We start from the raw sequence: 18,616 nt of genomic DNA on the forward strand, positions 1-18,616 counted from the left end.
ATCCTTCGCTATGCCTGACGCTATTTAAGCAAGTTAGACTTTACGGCTTCATTATTAGAAGCGATATTGCAAACCCACCGTCACAGTATAGTTTTTGTTAGAAATACCGGCTGCATCGCCGCCAAATGACGCTGATTGACCGCTGGTGGTATCAATAACCTGAGTGCCGCCTTTGCCTTCTTCATATTTGCTGTAGCTAAATTCGGCAAATACTTTCGCATTAGTGGTCACATAATAACCCGCATCGACCGTGGCACCGTAATAACGCGAATTCGAAGTCTTCTCACGGAAAGTCAAATCACGCATATAGTGTTCGTCATTATCATGCGCGCGTACCCAATCACTGAATTTTAACAGCGCATTAAATTCGAAATCATTAATACGGTAGCGACCAACCAGACCGACATAAGGCATGGAGAAGCGCTGGCTATAACCAATACCGCGCGAGCCGTTCGGGAAATTACCCACGAAATTGCCGTTATCGTAATCATAAGAACCGCCATACGCCGTCCAGCTAAAGCGAGTTTCTTGATAACCGGCTACCGCACCAATTTTATAAGCATCATCCTGCAGGAACCAACCCTTAACATTCAGATCATATTCGTTGGCATGGTTCAAATCGGTGTTTGGATGCGAAGAGTGATCGGTCCAGCTAGACTGGTTGCTGTTCTGCCAATCGTAATCATCCATGTGGCCAGAACCTGATGCCAGCGACGTCCAGCCACGCGCGTTCAGGGTCAGGAAAGAGAACGCATCCCATGAAAAATCGCCTTTAAGAATGGCGACGTTTTTAATTTTCCAGTCAAGCTGGCTAATTTTACGCCCGTTACTGGCGTCATAAACCAGCTCTTTCGATTTGCCACCCAACATCCCGACTGATGTTGCCACACTTATGCTGTCAGAGGAGAAGTTTGGTGCGAAATCTGCAGAAGCGGCAGACGCCGTTCCTGAAAGTGCGGCCATCATCAATACCGCAACAGTACTCTTTTTCATTATTTATCCCGTGCTGAAATTAAATTAATCCCTAAACTGCGGGCACAGACTAAAGCGCAGGAAATTGTCAGGCAAGTGTAAATTTATCGCTAAAATAATAGCATTAAGAGTTTACGAAAATTAATTAATGAATCTGGCAAGGCGGTCGATAATGGCTGATTGCGCTTTCAGCCATGGCGAAGAATAGGCAGTCAGGCGATCAAGATTGGCCGATTCTACAAACTTTCGGAGAAAATAAACCCGCACCGCCGTATCAGTAGCAGCGCTCATTTATTCTTGCAGCGAATTAATTAACTTAACTCAATTTAATCCGGATGCCACATTGGCTTATTGCGCGCATAAATTTGAGTTAATTTTATATTGCATAATTTTCACACAAAAAAAATAAGTTCAATCCACCATCGTGAAATATTTTCAACCTGAGCCTTAAGTGCAATTTTATCTGCTCGATACTCTCTTTAGAAGCTGGATTCTTTCACATCGTTGGCAAGACTTTGCGCCTTTGGAGCCAGTAATGGATAAGCTGTTGTTAACAATAAGTTAGCACTTTTGGCCAAATCCACGCCAAAATGATTCTCCATATTCCTGTACAGATTAATTTATTTTGTATAACTTTACTGGGCACAAAGGTCACACGTTAACCTTGAAGGATGGAACCATGCGTCAGGATCGTAACTCTTCTTCGGCGTCACAGGCTATTGCACGCTACTTCAAAGAAGCTTCATTGCCTTCGCAACAGGAAACCTTAGGACAGATTGTGGTTGAAATCCTGCGTTCTGGACGGACGCTAAGCCGCAAAACGCTCTGTACTAAATTGCTTTGCCGCATGGAGCAGGCGCGAGGTACGGAAGCAGAAATTCACTATCAGCAATTAATTGGGCTGATGTTTTCCGTAGAACGTGAATCGTAAAACAGGCGCTGCCAACCTGAAATTAACCAAGTGGTTTCCGCCTCATTAGACTTGTCGCGTTAGACTGAATCCACTTTGTTATCTGCCAAAGGTCAGCCGCGATAACCAGAGAGTATCTATGTACAGAAGTGATGAAGAACGACTCACCGACATCATCATGGGCGATGCAATTTTACAGCTGCTGAAAAAATCCGGGCCAGTTTCTACCCGCGCCCTGCTTGATAAACTGCGGATTATGGCGTCACTCGAACGTGATCCGCCGCGGCAGGCCGCGCTCAGCCGCGCGATGACGGAAGTGATGCACCATATCGACGTGCCCCAGCAGAGCGGTGTGGCGCTTAAAGATACCGATAACGTCACCCACATTTTCCGCAACCGCGATGGCTCCGGTAACGGCACCAAGCATTAATTTATCGGCGGGATGACGGCCTGCTAACGTCATCCTTTCCTTACAATACGCAGTCAAAATCCGTCTTGTTTTCTCACCGAACTCTGTTAGATTCAGGGTTCGCACTCTCTCTTGTGAGCTTTTATGTCTTATTTCAACGCATTAACCACAACAAGCACCACCACCACCGCTTATGGCGGCGGCGTGCGTGTTTCTGTGGCGAAGACATAAGCTTTCAGATTCCCCAGCCCCGTCAGTTGAAGAACGGGGAATAGTCTCCGTTCATAGCATGCAGAAAGGAGACGCATCATGCAGCAACCCCATTCCAAAGCACTGTTGATTATTGATATGCAGCAAGGGTTATTTCATGGCCCGCAAGCGCCGTTTGCTGCAGCATCGGTGTTAGCCAACATCAATCAACTTATCGATCGTGCCGACACCGCCGATGCGCCGATTTTTCTCGCTCGCCACACCGGCCCAGAAGGCTCGCCCTTCGCCGAGAGCAGTCCGTTAACCCAGCTGATTCCTGAGTTGCACTACGAGGCGGATCGCCACCGGGTATTTGTGAAAAAATACCCTAACTGTTTTCGTGATACTGAACTGCTGACAGCGATGAAACACGCCGGCGTTGAAGAAGTGGCCATCGTTGGGATGAAGAGTGAATATTGTGTGGATACCACCTGTCGTGCTGCAGCAGATTTAGGGTTTCGCGTAGTGCTGATTGAGGATGGGCATACTTCTGTCGATAGCGGCCTGCTAAGTGCAGAGCAAATTGTTGCGCACCATAATCAAACCCTGGCTGGGCCATTTGTAAAGCTGGCTAAGAGTGCAGAGTATATTTTCTGAGTGCTAACAAAGAGGGCTAACACCCTCTTTTTTTGTTCCATAACTACATGAGCTCAATGCCAAAGCGTTTAAGTAGTATCGCCCACAGAACAAATAACAGGATGGTCAGCAGACAACTCGCCACCAGCGTGGGCCAAAATCCCCAGCGCTGATACAGAAATGGGAAGGCGATAAACATCGGCAATGTCGGCACCACATACCAGAAGGTGTACCACGCATGGCTGGCGATTTTGGCCTGACTCTGCCCTTCCAGCTTCATCCATATCAGCACCAGAACCGTGACTAATGGCAGAGCGGCAATCAGTCCGCCGAGCCGATCGCTACGTTTTGCCACTTCAGAAATCAATACCACCATGCCCGCCGTGATGGCGTATTTGGCGAGAAGCCATAACATCCCGTTATCCTTGCTGCATTAATGACGAATCGCGCAGCCGCATTGCGACATTTCGCCCGGCACATGTTTACCATGATGCGAATGACGCACCTGCAATTCACCCTGCTGCCACGCATTGCTGTCATCGCTTCGGTTATCCAGCAGACGATTGAGCGCTTCGGCCACCAGCAGATCACGGCGCTGCGCCCAGCTGGTCAGATGCCAGGTCGAGGCGCGCGCTTCATCGACATCATCAAACCCCACCACCGCGACATGTGCGCCCTGTGCGAAATCGCGCACCGCTTGTAACGCGCCAAACGCCAGCACGTCACTTTCACAGAACAACGCATTAATGCGCTCGGCAGCACGCGTTTTTTTCAAATATGCCATCATCGCCTGATAGGCCATTTCGCGATCGTTATTTCCGGCGCTGAGCTGAACCTGCAACGCCTTCTGTTCGGCTTGCAGGCTGGCGGCAAAGCCCAGCATCTGGCGCGCTGGCGTCGCATTCTGCTGGCTATGCATAAAACCAAAGCGTTGATGTCCTTGCGATAACAGCAATGATCCCATCTCTGCGCCCGCATCATAACCATCGGCAATCACCACGTTGGCATCGCTACTGGCGCTGTGGCACAGATGCACCGTCGCCACCTGCGGCAGAATATCCGCTGCTACGCTGAGTTCATCGGCAAACAGCGACGTCAGAAATACCAACCCGCCAATGTTAAGCGGTGCCAGATTGCGCAAAGTTTGTTGATAGCTTTCGCGTGAAGTCACATTCAGTAGCACAGTGATAAAACCACGCTCATTAAGCTGACGCGTCACCTCATTCAGCAGCTTTACACTATTTGGATTGATGAATTCATCGCTGACAATGCCGACGATAGGGAAATTAACGGACATGGACTGACTCTCCTGCAACTTAGCGTGCGGTGATTATTTGTAGGTAGGTAGATAAGCATTCCACGTTACCCGAATAATCTGCTATCGCCAATCACCGCTGCGATGAGCACGCATTGCGCCATCGCCCGTATTCAGCCGCTACAGTAAATAGAGGAACAGCCTGGTTAAATGGAGAGATAAACATGAATGCACCCGTTATGCGCGTTGCCAGACCCGTTACCGAACTGGCGCGAAGCCGGGAGATGTACTGTCGCGGATTAGGTTTGACCGAGATAGGATCGTTTGAAGACCACGCCGGGTTTAGCGGCATAATGCTGGGACAACCGGGCGTACCGTGGCATCTGGAATTTACCCTCTGCAGTGCACATCCCGTGGAGCCGCGCCCCTCAGAAGAGGATTTATTGGTGTTTTATCTGCCAGAAAAAAGTGAATGGCAGCGTATTTGCCAGAGCATGATCGCCGCCGGCTTTACGCGCGTTACATCCTTTAATCCCTATTGGGAACAGCAAGGCCAAACTTTCCAGGATCACGATGGCTATCGCACGGTGATCCAGTGTCAGCAATGGCCGTGATCGGTAACATTCAGGTGCGCAACAATGCGCACCTGACAGCTACTCCTCCAGCAATATCGCAAAGCCGCCATAAATCATGCGTTTGCCATCGAAAGGCATATTTTCACCCAGCGCTTTCATGCGCGGATCGGACATCATTTTGCCGTTGGCGGCGTCGCGCACCTCTTTCGACGCATACTCAATCCAGCTAAACACCACCGTTTCGCCCGCCTCAGCTTTCACCGCACGATAGAAATCGGTCTGCGTACCTTCAGGCACATCATCCGCCCAGCACTCGACGATACGCGTGGCGCCGAACTCCTTAAACAGCGGCGCGGCTTTGGCCGCCATGGCGCGATAATCCTCCTTATTCGCTTCCGGCACCGCTACGACAAAACCATCAACGTACGACATAGCTTGTTACTCCGTCGTCATTTACGCGGTCAGTAATAACCGCACAGTAATTGTATAAATGATGTGCAACAACAGCCGATGTTGAGATGCAAAATTGCGCACTTACTCGCAGATTCTGCGCGCGCCTGACGAATTACGTTACACTGACGCCTTTGATCGTTACCTCAGCGAGAAATTTATGCGCATTACCCTTGAACCGGCCGATCAGCCGTTTATTCACCGCTTATTGGGTGAAGAGATTGACAATATTGACACCGCATCACCCCATGCAACGCAGTTACACCAGGCGCTCAACAATGCACGTCAGCAAAAGAATCATGAAGCCGACCTCGACTGGAAGCGCAACGCGCTGTTTCTGCTGTTGTTCGTTTTTTTGTATGCCGCACTAGGCGCCTCATTAACGCTGGACCTTACCCCGCAGGTTTCCAGCCATAAAAGCCTTGCCTACGCGCTGGAAGCAGTGCCGGTGCTGATCGCGTTCTCCGGCTTGTTTATATCGTTGCTCTATCTATTTCTCACCCGCAGCGGTGCACGTCGGCTGCGTAATTGGGAGCAAGGTATTTTTACGCTGGAGAAATACAGCGGCGTGAATCTCAGCCGGCAGATTAATGAGATGGGTGCGCGAACCACCAACTATTCGCACTCGGCGATTAACGTGGCGCTGGCACTGTTTATTTGCGTGACCTGGGTGGTGATGTACAACTATTTCACCTTTACCACCAGCGGCGTGATTGGCAGCGTGATTTCACTGTTTATCACCACCATGACTTACGTGATTCTGGATATTCAGCTGCTGAAATCGAATTCATCCATCGCGATTGATGAGCCGCTGATTCCGGCAGAAGATGAGAAAGAAAAGCCTTAAATCGTCTGCTTCTAATCGAGGCATAACAGGCCGAATGCAGACCGGTTAAAAACGTTTATAGCGGCGCTATTTATCGCGTAATAAACAGCGCCGCTACGATGCGTGCATCAAGTCATATCAGTAGTCATACCTTAACTGAGCTCACTGCCATTGCTGGCAATCACCCGACGATACCAGTCAAAGCTTTTCTTTTTCAAACGCGAAAAATCACCGCTGCCATCATCATTTTTATTGACGTAAATGAAGCCATAGCGCTTGCTGTATTGCCCGGTAGTGAAAGAGACACAGTCAATACATCCCCAGGGCGTATATCCCATCAGATCAACGCCGTCTTCCGTCACGGCTCGCTTCATCTGCTCGATGTGAGCACGCAAATAGTCAATGCGATAGTCGTCATTGACCTCGCCCTTTTCATTTATCTGATCGACTGCACCAAATCCGTTTTCCACAATAAACAGCGGTTTTTCGTAACGTTCGTAGAGAATATTCAGAACATAACGCAGTCCGACTGGATCGATCTGCCAACCCCAGTCCGAGGCTTTGACATGCGGGTTCGGCACGCTGCCCTCAAATCCAGACAGTGCCGTACCGCTGCCGGCATTTTCTTTGCTGACGGCATTACTCATGTAATAACTCAGCCCGATATAATCGGCACATCCCTCACGCAGGATTTGCGCATCACCGGGCTCCATGACAATGTGGTATCCCTTACGCTGCCACTCGTTAAGAATATAAGCCGGATAATGACCGCGCATATGAACATCACTGAACAGGAAGCGTTCCCGCATGGCTTCCTGCGCATACATGACGTCATCCGGATGACAGGAGAATGGATACAGCGGCACCATCGCAATCATGCAGCCAATTTGCAGTTCAGGATTGATGTCGTGACCCAGCTTCACCACCTGCGCACTGGCGACAAATTGATGGTGCAGAACCTGATACATGCACTCTTCGGGATTTGGCTCCTGGGTAAAAATAACCCCAGAGCAGCAGTAGCCGAAAAGCGGGGTTTTCCAGTTGCGCTGATTATTAATTTCGTTGAAGGTCATCCAGTATTTTACTTTGTGCTGGAAGCGCTTAATCACTACCTCACTGAAGTGCACGAAAAAGTCTACTACCTTTCGATTTTTCCAGCCGCCATATTCGGTTACCAGCAAATTGGGCATTTCAAAATGGGACAGCGTAATGACCGGCTCTATCCCATATTTTAATAGTTCATCAAATAATGCGTCGTAAAAACGCAGCCCCTCTTCGTTCGGCTCTGATTCATCGCCGCGGGGGAAAATACGCGACCAGGCAATCGATGTACGAAAGCAGCGGAAGCCCATTTCGGCCAGCAGCGCGATGTCTTCACGATAGTGATGGTAAAAGTCTACTGCCTCGTGATTCGCATACCGGTAGCCTTCCTGCACACCGTCAGTGATGATGCGCTCAACGCCGTGCGCCCCGCTGGTTAGAACATCGACGATGCTCGGGCCTTTCCCCCCCTGATTCCAGGCGCCCTCAACCTGATGAGCCGCAACCGCGCCGCCCCACATGAAATTGTTCGGAAATGGGTTATTCATATTCACTCTCTCAATTAATTCAGATGGTGCCTGGCTGAGGCATGGCGCGAACGTCTGCTTCGCTCTGTTCTTTGAATCCTGCCACCCAGGTAAACAGAATGCCCAGCATGAATGCCACGACTATCGATACCAGGAATCCGAGAAACTGCGTCATATGCCCTTCTTTGAAGAACACCGGTAGAACGGCAATGCCAGGGATACAGTAGCTCCAGGACACCGCGTTGAAGGCTCCGGCAATGACGCCGCCAGCAGCACCGGCCAGGCAGCCACAAATCATCGGCCGCTTAAGGCGCAGTGCAACACCATAGATGGCGGGTTCGGTTATGCCAAACAGTGCGGTCACGCCCGCCGATAACGCCATACGCTTAAGCTCAGCATCCTTCGCTTTCAGATAGACACCCAGTACCGCGCCCGCCATGCCAAATACCGCGGAAGCTTGCAGTCCAGTAAAGGTGTCGTACCCCAAGGTTGCGTAGTTCCCGACGGTAACGGGCGTGATCCCCCAGTGCACGCCTAACGTCACCAGAGGCATCCACAGGGCACCCACAACAAATCCAGCAATAGCGGGGCTCAGGTGATAAAGGGTGTTATAGACCCCGCCGATAGCGCCACCAATCATGTTGCCGATGGGACCAAATGCCAGCAGCGTCAGCGGCACCATGATGGCGATGCAGAACATTGGCGTGAACAGGTTTCTGATCACCAGGGGAAGGACACGCTCAAAGAAACGCTGAACATAAGACATGCCCCAGACCATCAAAATGATCGGGATAACGGACGAGGTATAACTCAGATACTGCACCGGCAACCCCATAAAGGTCAGCGGTGCGGCATCAAGTGGAATGCCGGCAATCTCAACCAGCACCCTGGAGATGGCGGGATTTTCCACCGCGCTCTTCATTAACGCCTGCACTGTGGGATCGGCCGAGTTAGCTGTCAGGATTTTGTTAGCCGTCAACATATTCAGGTAATCCGGCGACACCAGCGCACAGGCGGAAATCACTGCCGTGAACGGATTTACATTGAATTTTTTTGCCGCCGTAAAAGCAACCATTACCGGAAGGAAGGTAAAGCCGGTCCAGGAAACATAATTAAGGATGCGATAGGTGCCACCCGCTGGATCCATTACGTCGATGGCGGTAAGAAGTGAAATAATGCCCTGCAACACACCACAGGCGGCCAGCGGATAAAGAAAAGGCGCGAATATGCTGGAGATAATATCCATGATGCGGCTGACAATGCCCACGTTGGGAGGCTCTACCGCAGCATTTTCATCAATGGTGAGTAAATTCTGAACCTCGCGGTAAGCATCACCGACGTGATTACCTATCACCACCTGCATCTGGCCGCTAGCCTGCATGGCGGTAATCACCCCTTTTACCCGCTTCAGTGATTCGACTTCAACCTGAGAATAATCTTTAAGCACAAATCTCAGACGCGTGGCACAGTGCGTGATACTTATCACATTATTATCGCCACCAATCAGTCTTACGATCTCTTTCGCAGAATCCGCATAATTTATTGCCATGTTATTTTTCCATTGCCAGAGGGAAATTTGCCCATCAGGAGCGAACTAATCCGGCAATGTTAGAAAAACGCTTCGGCAATGTCACCTGGTCACAATATGTTTTTGCGGGTCTTTAATTACAAAAATGTCACACCACGTGACAGCTCACTGACATTATTTACCACTAATTTTCGACCAATGGATTCAAGAATAAAAATAACCGGAACCTGCGTCGTAATATCGTATTCATTGTCAACCAAAATGCGCGACACGTGATAGGGAATAATAAAGTCTGACAGCTTCGCCAAGGTTGAATCAGCCTTACAGGTAATAGCAATAACTTTGCACTTATGAATAACAAACTGTCGGGCAAGCTTCAAAATTTCAGGGGTTTCGCCGGAAACGGAGAGCACGATGGCCACTGAACTCTGTACCATATCGGTACTCACCGGATAATAGGGATCATCAATGTGATTACTGAACTTGCCAATATTTGAGAAAAAACGTGCACCATACCTGCCAAGCGTCCCGGAGCTGCCTGCGCCGGCAAAGAACACCCGCTCGGCATCACGAATGTGTCCTGCCGCATGGGTAATCAGCTCTTCAAACTCATCGTTTCTAATGCTTTTAAAGAACGTCATTATTTCTTCAGCACCATGAGGAATAAGTAAGGTGCTGTTTTTGCGCAACTGCAACTTCATACTCGCTTTAAGTTCCGAGTAACCTTTGAAATCCATTTTTTTACAGAATCGCAGAACCGTCGCGGTAGAGACACCAGAATTATCTGCCAACTCCCGTATCGTCATATAAATAACCGCGTTAATGTTCTTGATAATATAGTTGTGCACGCTACTTTCAAGCGCGTTTAGCTGAGAGAGTTTTCTGGCGTCGAACATTTATTTAAATATCCTGATGCGACAATTATGTTGCCTATCATGTCACAAAGCGTGACATATCTACCGCCTTTAACGCTGAAAGCGTCATGCTCACCAAAAAGAAATTTCATTAAATGTGATAGTTAGCACATTTCGGCGCAAGGACGGCGCGAGAAGCCTCATGCTTAATGACTCACAAAGAAGTTATGGCACTGGAAAACAGGTTACAGCCCCGTTATCATCGGCCCATCTTTTCACTTACTGATAACTAAGGAGGATTACTATGCTGCCGTGTGAATTGTTTATTTACTCACACTTCTATAGTAATTGGCCGCGCTCAGGCATTGCCGCACTCGTGCTGCGATAATCCGCCCTGAGCGAAGTTGTCTGAATATCTTTACTCTCTGGGTTGTCGTCAGCTTTTCTATGACGTCAGGCTTTTTTGCGCCTGCAACTTATGAGTAAGCACATGAGCACTCTACTTTCCGCCCACGCTGTCGGCTTCGATAACGCCTTCGGTGCCCTGTTTCACGATATCCATTTCAGCCTGAAAAAAGGCGACCGCATCGGTTTGCTGGGTGATAACGGCACCGGCAAAAGCACCTTGCTAAAAATCCTCAGCGGCGAACTGGCAGCCAGCCACGGCAGCATTACCCAAGCCAACCACTGTTTGCTGGCGCGTATTGAGCAGCATCTGCCTGCTGAACTGCATACTGCTTCACTGCTCGATGCCGTAATGGCGCGTTTGCCAGAACAGCGCGATGGCTGGCGCGCCGAAGCGCTACTCGGCAGCCTCGGTTTTAGTGAGCAGCAACAGTTACAAACCGTCGCCACGCTGAGCGGCGGCCAGCATATGCATTTGCTGCTGGCGCGGGCGCTGGTCCTCCAGCCGGATCTGCTGCTACTGGATGAACCCAGCAACCACCTTGACCTGCCAACACTGCTATGGCTGGAAAACTTTCTTACCCGTTGGAGCGGCAGTTTTGTGCTGGTTTCGCATGACAGCACCTTGCTGGATCGCGTTACTAACTGCAGCTGGATTCTGCGTGATAAGGGACTGCAATACTTCCGTCTGCCCTGCACGGCCGCACGTCAGGCGTTACTTGAACAAGATGCAGCCGACGCGCAACGCTTTCAGGCTGAGCAGAAGGAGATCGATCGCGTCGAGAAAAGCGCCAAACGTCTGGCGATTTGGGGACGCACTTACGATAACGAAGGTTTGTCACGCAAAGCTCAGCAAATGGAGAAGCGCGCCAGTTGGTTGAAAGAGGCGCAAACCACGCTGAGTGAAGGATCCTTGGGGCGGCGGCAGCTGCACGGTGAAGCGCTGGAGGCCGACCGCGTACTGGCGCTGCCGGAAATGTCGATTCGGCCCGCCGATGACGCGCCTGCGCTGTTTTCGCTGCCGCTGCTGCAGGTGAAAAGTGGCGATCGCGTGGCGATTGTCGGACACAACGGTTCGGGCAAATCATCGTTGCTGCGGCAGCTGTGGCGGGAATATCAGCAAACCGACAGCGCGTTGTTTCATCCGCGTGCGCGACTTGGCTACTACGACCAAAGTCTGCACCAGCTGCGCGATGCGGATACGCTGAGTGACGCGCTGACCCATTTCGCAGCGCTCAGCGACGAACAGCGCAAAATGGCGCTGATCGCTGCCGGTTTCCCCTATCTGCGGCATCAACAGCTGATTGGTTCACTCAGCGGCGGGGAGCGCTCGCGTCTGTTGTTTGTTGGATTAACATTGGCGCGTTATTCGATACTGCTGCTCGATGAACCCACCAACCATCTGGATATGGTGGGCAAGGAGGAGCTGGCGGAGGCGCTAACTCAGTTCGACGGTGCAGTTTTACTGGTATCGCACGATCGCCAGTTAATCGCCAACAGCTGTAACCGCTTCTGGTTGATTGAGGATCGGCAACTGAGCGAGTGGCATGATTTTGCGGCGGTCACCGAACGCCTGCGGGCTGAGCCGCCGGAAACCACGTTTGCCAATTCTCAGGCCGATTCCCTGGAGATGTCACAGGCAACGGATGAAGATGCCCTGCTGCTGGCGCTGCTGGAGGTCGAAAGCAAGCTGGAAGAGGATCTGGCGCGCAAGCCGAAGCATCAAAAGCCTGGGTTACAGGCACAATGGCGTGAGGAGATTGCGATGCTTAAAGCCCAGCTCGATCTGTAAGATGTAGACCCGGGTGGCCAGCGATGGCCACCTTATGCCATAAGCATTCGGCTTAACGCTTCCGCCGTCCTCTTCAGCTGTTGCGCCGGATTGCGGCCAATCAACACATATTGATAGCCCGCACGATGCCACCACACAATATTCATCCCCTGGCGTTTTTCCTGCATCAGATCGGTTGCTTGCTGATGATCCTCGCGTGAAATACACAGTGCCATCGGGCCATAACTGCTGTGATTCCAGGCAATCTGGCTAATCAGCGCATCGTCATAACGCAACATGCGCACGCTTTTCAACGCCGCTTCTGGCAAGGTTAATTGCGCCGGTGTGAAGTGCAGATCGAGATCCCGCGCGGTACGCGCCAGCGATCGCTGCAAAACCTGCGGTGAACTGTCGACATCCGCCAGCGTTTCCGCACTGTAGAGCGACATATATTGCGCTTCCAGCTCACGGATTTTTGCGCTTTCACCTGGCTCAGCTTTTATCACCGGACGCGCCAGAAAACCGATGCCACTGCCCACCAGCAAAAAACTGACCGAGGCGGCAATCAGCGCACGACGGCTAACCTGCAACGGCGACGGTTGTGGCGCACGTGGCGTGGTGGCCAGCAAATGCTGCAAACGCGAAGTCATACGTTCCAGCGGCGCCTCATCCAGTATCGGCGCAAACGCCTCGGCGAAAGGTTGATTGCTTTTCATCAGCTCGGCGGTACGCGCTGACAGCGCCTCGCTACGTTTGAGCTCATTCTCAAAGGTCTGCGCTTCATCCGCGCGCATCTCGCCATCCAGCCAGGCAACGATGGCCTCATCCGCATAGGGCGAACTAAAACGGGCTGCCTTCACAAACGTTTCTCCTGTGCTGCAGGCCGCGCCGATACGGCGCTGGCTAAAGTACTTCTCGCGGCTGCCAGACGGCTCATGATGGTGCCAATCGGCACCGCCAGCGTGTCGGCCGCTTCCTGATAGGTGAAGCCCTCGACGTAAACCAAAAAAACCGCGTTGCGCTGCGCTTCCGGTAATTGCCCCACGCGCTGCATCACTTTGGCGTACTGGCGGCGCTCTTCGTTGAGCGCCTGCTGATCCGCTGCCACCAGCTCATCGCTATCCACAAAACCCTGGCCCGCACGTACCCGCTGCGCGCGCAGTTCGTTAATCCACACCGAGTGCAGCACGCTAAACAGCCAGCGGTCGATACGCGTGCCAGGCGTGTATTGGCCACTTCGCTCCAGCGCGCGCACGCAGGTGGATTGCACTAGCTCCTCGGCCACATCGCGATTGCGCGACAGCACCATCGCGTAACGCCACAGGCGTGCCAGGTGTGCCGCTAAGTGCTGGCGGACTTCAGTGCTGGTAATTTTTTCGTCCTCCGCAGGTCGCGATCATCAGGTTTCCGGATGTCCCTGAATAGCCGCATTGAGATCGCGGTACTCTTCGCAATCCACGCCACACAGCGATTTAATAATGGTGAGCTGCTGCTTTGCCAAATCTGGACGACCTTTAATCATCCAGGCTTCGCCGAGATATTCGCGCACTTTGGCATATTTCGGGTCCAGCGCGATCGATTTCTGATAATAGCTCATGCCTTCATCGGTTCGTCCCAGCTTACGCGTGGCGTAACCGCGATAATTCCACGCCTCTTTGGTGTTCTGATTATGCAGCGTATCCAGCAGATTGAGCGCGGCCTGGTATTCGCCCTTTTTCGCCAGGTGATACGCATAATTGGTCTTATCGCTGTCGCTCAGCATGCTGGTCTTTTCCGGCACGCATGCTTTGGATTTACTGTCATAAACCTGTCCTTTCGGGCAATCCGGAACCTTTTTGTCGCTATCGTCATCGCCCATCGCCAGTGCAGTTGGCGCATGCAGCGCCAGCAGCAAAGCTGGCATCGCTAACCAGCGCAACTTCATCATCGTCTTCATCATTTTTCCTCACGGAGTGGCATACAACGCCAGGTTGTTCTGAGTCAAAAAGTGGCTCAGATAGGCTGTAAACAACTCAGCGGTGATTTCTATTCGGTAAAAATGATCTTTTTTTCTTCCCTGCCGTCTGGCGCAGAAAAATAACGGAAAATTTACTCCTGATTATTGCCGTAAGTGATTATGATTCTCACTTCATAAAAGGGACGCTTATGCTGACTATTTCTAAAAAGTGGCTTTTAGCCGCACTCGCTGCTGTCATTCTCCTGCTACTGATCTGGCATTTCTCTGGGTCGCGCAATAAACCGAATACCGTCGTCACCGCCGTGGTGCGCCAGGGCGATATCGAAAACGTCATTGCTGCAACCGGCAAAATGGACGCGGTTGAGCGCGTCAATGTCGGCGCGCAGGTTTCTGGTCAGGTAAAAAAGCTCTATATCAAGACGGGCGATAACGTTACTAAAGGCCAGCTGATCGCCGAGATAGACGATCAGCCGCAGCGCAGCGATTTGCGCAATGCGCAGGCGGCACTCAGCGTGGCGCAAGCTGATTTAGCGACGCGAGAAGCCACGCTGTTACGGCAGGACGCACAATTCAAACGTCTGCAACAGATGATTAAAACCAATGCGGTATCTCGCCAGGATTTTGATCAAGCGGCGGAAGCCTGGAGCATTGCGCAGGCGGAGCTGACGGCGCAGAAAGCGCGCGTAATTCAGGCGCAAATTGAGGTTGATAAGAAGCAGCTCGATCTCGGCTATACGCGCATCATGGCGCCGATGGATGGCACCGTGGTCGCTATTGTCACCAGGCAAGGTCAGACGGTTAATGCGGTACAAACCGCGCCAACAATCGCCAAACTGGCGCAGCTGGGCACCATGACCATCAAAGTGCAAATCTCCGAGGCGGATATCAATAATGTGCAGCCCGGGCAAAAGGCGTGGTTCACCACCTTCTCGAATCCAGACAAACGCTATAACGCCACGCTGCGCAGTCTCGAACTGGCTCCCGAATCGGTGATGAAAGATGATGCGCTGATGGGCAATAGCGAAAGCACGCCGAGCAGCAGCACCAACGCCGCAGTCTATTACAACGCCCTGCTTGATGTGCCCAACCCGGACAATGCGCTGCGCATCTCCATGACCGCGCAGGTCAACCTGCTGCGTGATGCAGCGAAAAACACTTTGCTGGTGCCGGTGCAGGCGATGAAGAGAGATGCCGATGGCAAAACCTACGTCGAAATCCCGGACCAGGATAACAAACCGGTGAAACGCACCATCACCACCGGCATTTCCGACAGCGTGGACATTCAGGTGTTGAGCGGCTTAAAAGCCGGGGAAAAAGTGATCCTTGCCACCCAGACCGCAGGCGCTGACAAGGTGCTAATGTGAATATTATCGAACTGAAAAACATCCAGCGCAGCTATGTTAACGGTTCGCAATCCCTGCATGTGCTGAAAGACATCAATCTGAGCATCGCCAGCGGTGAGCTCGTGGCGATCATCGGCCCGTCCGGTTCGGGAAAATCCACGCTGCTGAATATTCTCGGCTGCCTGGATGCGCCGGACAGCGGCGACTATTTGATCGGCGGGCAGAATACCGCCAGCTTGTCGCCGGATGCGCTGGCTAAAGTGCGTCGTGAGCATATTGGCTTTATCTTCCAGCGCTATCACTTGATGCCGGACCTCAGCGCGTTGAGTAACGTTGAAATCCCGGCTATCTACGCCAATCTTCAGGGCAAAGCGCGCCAGCAGCGTGCGGCAGATCTGCTGGCACGTTTAGGCTTACAGGGCCGCGAACACCACAAGCCGGGCGAACTCTCCGGCGGCCAGCAGCAGCGCGTGAGTATTGCGCGTGCGCTGATTAACGGTGCCGAAATTATCCTCGCCGATGAACCCACCGGCGCGCTGGATTCACACTCTGGCGAGGAAGTGCTGCGCGTCCTGCACGATCTCAATCGCGAAGGTCATACGGTGATCATCGTGACGCACGACATGAAAGTGGCGCAGCACGCCGATCGTATTATTGAGATTCAGGATGGCGAGATTTTTGCCGATAGCGGCCGCAAACAGGATGACGCGCGCGCGCGTTACGTCCCTGCATCCCGCAAAAGTCACAGCAAACTGCGCGGATTGATTGACCGCTTACGCGAATCGTTGCGCATGGCGCTGAATGCCATGAACGCCCATCGGCTGCGTACCGCATTAACCATGACCGGCATTATTTTTGGCATTGCAGCGGTGGTGACGGTGGTGGCGCTCGGCCAGGGCGCGCGGCAAAAAACCCTCGAGAGCATTTCCGGGCTCGGCACCAACGTGGTGTCGGTGTATGCCGGCGGTGATTTCGTTGAGGATGAGGCGCATCCGGTGCTAACGCTGGTGATGGCGGATGCGGAAGTGATCGCGCGTCAGCAGTTTGTCGCCGCGGTAAGCCCGGAGATGATCGCCAGCCAGCCGATTCGCTATCTCTCCAACTCGTCGAAAACCTCGGTGTACGGCGTCGGCAAAGACTACTTCCAGATTCAGGGCATTAAGCTGCTGGAAGGCAGCAACTTCAGCGACGAACGGCATGCGCGCCAGGAGATCATCATTGATACCAACACGCGCAATAAGCTGTTTGGCGAACAGGCTGAAAGTCCGGTTGGCAAGATGATCGTGCTGGGGTCGGTGCCAGTGCGCGTGATTGGCGTGGCGGATAATAATGATGGCATGTCGCCTAATCGCCTTAGCGTATGGCTGCCATGGAGCACCGTGATGTATCGCATCAGCGGACAAACCGCGCTCACCAGCATCAGCATTAAGTTAAAAGAGGATGTGGTCAGCGGCCCGGCTGTCGAATCGCTGACGCAACTGCTGACGGCACGTCACGGCACCAAAGATTTCCTGATGTTCAACCGCGACAAATATCGCAAAGCCATCGAGGATGCGGCGGCAACGCTTACCTTGTTAATTCTGCTGGTGGCCTCGATTGCGTTGATGATCGGCAGCATTGGCGTAATGAATATTATGCTGGTGTCGGTAACGGAGCGTACCCATGAAATCGGCGTGCGCATGGCGGTGGGCGCGCGACGCGGCGATATCATGCAGCAGTTTATGATTGAAGCGGTGTTGGTGTGTTTAGTCGGCGGATCGCTCGGCGTGGCGCTGGCGTTGGTGATTGGCCCTATCATCAGCTTGCTGGCAGGTGGCATGATCACCGCGATATTCTCGTGGCAATCAGCGGGTGCAGCGTTTGCCTGTTCCACTATCATCGGCATGATTTTTGGCTATCTGCCCGCCCGCAAAGCCGCGCGGATGGATCCGGTCGCGGCGTTAGCGAGCGAGTGATTTGAAACGGTGCGCATAAATGCGCACCCTGCAAGTTCGTAGGGTCGCCATTCATGGCGACCGTCAAGCATATAACTCAGATCAGCATCGGCAAGGTTGCGCTGGCCGTTTGCTGGCTGGCCGCCAGGTAACGCGCATCGTGCGTCATTAATTCATTAATCAACACTTCTACCAGCATCATCGCGCCCACTTTGCCGCTCAACGCGCCCGCGTTGAATGGCCCTTCCGGACGCGCCGCCACCAGCAACATATCGGCTAAATTGCCCATCGGGCTGCGCAGCGTATTACTCAGCATCAGCACGCGCGCATGCTGCTTTTTCGCCACTTTCACCACGTGCATCACATCCTTCGTCGAGCCAGATGCCGAGATAGCGATGACCAAATCGCCCTCTTGCAGCGTCGAAGCATTCATCGCCGCGCGGTGCATGTCACCAAATAATTGCGCCGATTTTCCCAGGCGCAAAAGACGATAATGCAGATATTCACCGGTAATCGCGCTGGCCGCCACGCCATAAATCTGGATGGTTTTGGCCTGATGCAGCGCCTCCACCGCATGCTGCAGCACCTCGCGGTTGATGAATTTTCCGGTATCACGCAGCGCCTGCACCGTCTCCTCAACCAGCATATCGATGCTGTCACCGCTGGCCATCGCTGCGGGCTGATTGTGCTGCACATCCAGCGCCAGCGCCATTTTGAATTCGGTATAGCCCTTGCAGCCCAGATGACGGCACAAACGCGTCACGCTGGCTTCACTGGTTTCCGTTTCGCGCGCCAGCTCGGTAATGGTGAGATACAACACTTTTTGCGCATCGGTGAGAATAAAATCGCCCAACTTTTGCAGCGTTGGGCTATAGCCCGGCAACGCCTGGCGCAGGTGTAGCAAGATGTTTTCATTGTCCGTCACGGCTACCTTCCTTCTACACGTCATTTATGCGGCACAGTGTGCAGCAGATTAGGGCATAAGTGAAAGCTATCACAATAATGATGGAAATTTTCAACCGATGAATTAGATT

Annotated in this window: 19 protein-coding genes; 8 read left to right on the forward strand and 11 right to left on the reverse strand. The window is 52.3% G+C overall.

Annotated features, from left to right (window positions below):
- Positions 1-54: 54 nt before the first annotated feature.
- Positions 55-993 (reverse strand): omptin family outer membrane protease, encoded by a 939-nt coding sequence (locus AC790_RS10040; RefSeq protein WP_049851676.1) that lies wholly within the window; start codon positions 991-993, stop codon positions 55-57.
- Between the two features lie 658 nt (positions 994-1,651).
- Here AC790_RS10040 and ycgZ point away from each other — a divergent pair.
- The 3 genes from ycgZ (at position 1,652) to AC790_RS10055 (ending at position 3,137) form a co-directional block, all read left to right on the forward strand.
- Positions 1,652-1,903, forward strand: coding sequence for a regulatory protein YcgZ (ycgZ, locus tag AC790_RS10045; RefSeq protein ID WP_049851677.1), 252 nt, complete (start codon positions 1,652-1,654; stop codon positions 1,901-1,903).
- A 118-nt stretch (positions 1,904-2,021) separates the two neighbouring features.
- Positions 2,022-2,312 (forward strand): hypothetical protein, encoded by a 291-nt coding sequence (locus tag AC790_RS10050; RefSeq protein WP_049851678.1) that lies wholly within the window; start codon positions 2,022-2,024, stop codon positions 2,310-2,312.
- Between the two features lie 288 nt (positions 2,313-2,600).
- Positions 2,601-3,137 (forward strand): cysteine hydrolase family protein, encoded by a 537-nt coding sequence (locus tag AC790_RS10055; protein ID WP_049851679.1) that lies wholly within the window; start codon positions 2,601-2,603, stop codon positions 3,135-3,137.
- 43 nt (positions 3,138-3,180) lie between these two features.
- Here AC790_RS10055 and AC790_RS10060 read toward each other — a convergent pair whose 3' ends face one another.
- Together AC790_RS10060 and AC790_RS10065 are read right to left on the reverse strand one after the other, a co-directional pair.
- On the reverse strand, positions 3,181-3,531 hold the full coding sequence (locus AC790_RS10060) for a DUF3147 family protein (protein ID WP_049851680.1): 351 nt from the start codon (positions 3,529-3,531) through the stop codon (positions 3,181-3,183).
- A gap of 18 nt (positions 3,532-3,549) precedes the next feature.
- Positions 3,550-4,413, reverse strand: coding sequence for a substrate-binding domain-containing protein (locus tag AC790_RS10065; protein WP_049851681.1), 864 nt, complete (start codon positions 4,411-4,413; stop codon positions 3,550-3,552).
- Between the two features lie 182 nt (positions 4,414-4,595).
- Between AC790_RS10065 and AC790_RS10070 the strand changes: the two genes are divergently transcribed.
- A complete protein-coding gene (locus AC790_RS10070; protein WP_049851682.1) occupies positions 4,596-4,985 on the forward strand; it encodes a VOC family protein in 390 nt (129 codons plus the stop codon).
- Between the two features lie 39 nt (positions 4,986-5,024).
- Here the strand turns inward: AC790_RS10070 and AC790_RS10075 are convergent, their stop codons facing one another.
- Positions 5,025-5,378 (reverse strand): DUF1428 domain-containing protein, encoded by a 354-nt coding sequence (locus tag AC790_RS10075; RefSeq protein WP_049851683.1) that lies wholly within the window; start codon positions 5,376-5,378, stop codon positions 5,025-5,027.
- 178 nt (positions 5,379-5,556) lie between these two features.
- Between AC790_RS10075 and AC790_RS10080 the strand changes: the two genes are divergently transcribed.
- Positions 5,557-6,243 carry a hypothetical protein gene (locus AC790_RS10080; protein WP_049851729.1) on the forward strand — a complete coding sequence of 229 codons (687 nt, stop codon included), beginning with the start codon at positions 5,557-5,559 and terminating at the stop codon, positions 6,241-6,243.
- A gap of 131 nt (positions 6,244-6,374) precedes the next feature.
- Here the strand turns inward: AC790_RS10080 and AC790_RS10085 are convergent, their stop codons facing one another.
- From AC790_RS10085 to AC790_RS10095, 3 genes are all read right to left on the reverse strand, one after another.
- Positions 6,375-7,811 (reverse strand): 6-phospho-beta-glucosidase, encoded by a 1,437-nt coding sequence (locus AC790_RS10085; protein WP_049851684.1) that lies wholly within the window; start codon positions 7,809-7,811, stop codon positions 6,375-6,377.
- A 19-nt stretch (positions 7,812-7,830) separates the two neighbouring features.
- Positions 7,831-9,339 carry a PTS transporter subunit EIIC gene (locus AC790_RS10090; protein WP_049851685.1) on the reverse strand — a complete coding sequence of 503 codons (1,509 nt, stop codon included), beginning with the start codon at positions 9,337-9,339 and terminating at the stop codon, positions 7,831-7,833.
- 116 nt (positions 9,340-9,455) lie between these two features.
- Positions 9,456-10,214 carry a MurR/RpiR family transcriptional regulator gene (locus AC790_RS10095; protein WP_007890139.1) on the reverse strand — a complete coding sequence of 253 codons (759 nt, stop codon included), beginning with the start codon at positions 10,212-10,214 and terminating at the stop codon, positions 9,456-9,458.
- 448 nt (positions 10,215-10,662) lie between these two features.
- Between AC790_RS10095 and AC790_RS10100 the strand changes: the two genes are divergently transcribed.
- The gene (locus AC790_RS10100; protein ID WP_049851686.1) at positions 10,663-12,369 is read left to right on the forward strand and encodes an ABC-F family ATP-binding cassette domain-containing protein; all 1,707 of its coding nucleotides are present in this window, start codon (positions 10,663-10,665) and stop codon (positions 12,367-12,369) included.
- A 32-nt stretch (positions 12,370-12,401) separates the two neighbouring features.
- Here the strand turns inward: AC790_RS10100 and AC790_RS10105 are convergent, their stop codons facing one another.
- The 3 genes from AC790_RS10105 to AC790_RS10115 all read right to left on the reverse strand — a co-directional run bounded on the left by AC790_RS10105 (position 12,402) and on the right by AC790_RS10115 (position 14,284).
- Positions 12,402-13,208, reverse strand: a complete 807-nt coding sequence (locus AC790_RS10105; protein ID WP_049851687.1) for an anti-sigma factor — start codon at positions 13,206-13,208, stop codon at positions 12,402-12,404.
- Positions 13,205-13,657 (reverse strand): sigma-70 family RNA polymerase sigma factor, encoded by a 453-nt coding sequence (locus tag AC790_RS10110; protein ID WP_235440738.1) that lies wholly within the window; start codon positions 13,655-13,657, stop codon positions 13,205-13,207. Before AC790_RS10110 ends, AC790_RS10105 begins: the two co-directional genes overlap by 4 nt.
- Positions 13,658-13,747: 90 nt before the next feature.
- On the reverse strand, positions 13,748-14,284 hold the full coding sequence (locus AC790_RS10115) for a tetratricopeptide repeat protein (protein ID WP_049851689.1): 537 nt from the start codon (positions 14,282-14,284) through the stop codon (positions 13,748-13,750).
- A gap of 209 nt (positions 14,285-14,493) precedes the next feature.
- Here AC790_RS10115 and AC790_RS10120 point away from each other — a divergent pair, with 209 nt between their 5' ends.
- Positions 14,494-15,669, forward strand: a complete 1,176-nt coding sequence (locus AC790_RS10120) for an efflux RND transporter periplasmic adaptor subunit (RefSeq protein ID WP_049851690.1) — start codon at positions 14,494-14,496, stop codon at positions 15,667-15,669.
- Positions 15,666-17,603 (forward strand): MacB family efflux pump subunit, encoded by a 1,938-nt coding sequence (locus AC790_RS10125; RefSeq protein WP_049851691.1) that lies wholly within the window; start codon positions 15,666-15,668, stop codon positions 17,601-17,603. Before AC790_RS10120 ends, AC790_RS10125 begins: the two co-directional genes overlap by 4 nt.
- A gap of 76 nt (positions 17,604-17,679) precedes the next feature.
- Here the strand turns inward: AC790_RS10125 and AC790_RS10130 are convergent, their stop codons facing one another.
- Positions 17,680-18,507 (reverse strand): MurR/RpiR family transcriptional regulator, encoded by an 828-nt coding sequence (locus AC790_RS10130; RefSeq protein WP_007890143.1) that lies wholly within the window; start codon positions 18,505-18,507, stop codon positions 17,680-17,682.
- Positions 18,508-18,616: the final 109 nt, after the last annotated feature.

The sequence above is a fragment of the Pantoea sp. RIT-PI-b genome (assembly GCF_001187905.1).
GTDB classification, from domain to species: Bacteria; Pseudomonadota; Gammaproteobacteria; order Enterobacterales; family Enterobacteriaceae; genus Pantoea; species Pantoea nemavictus.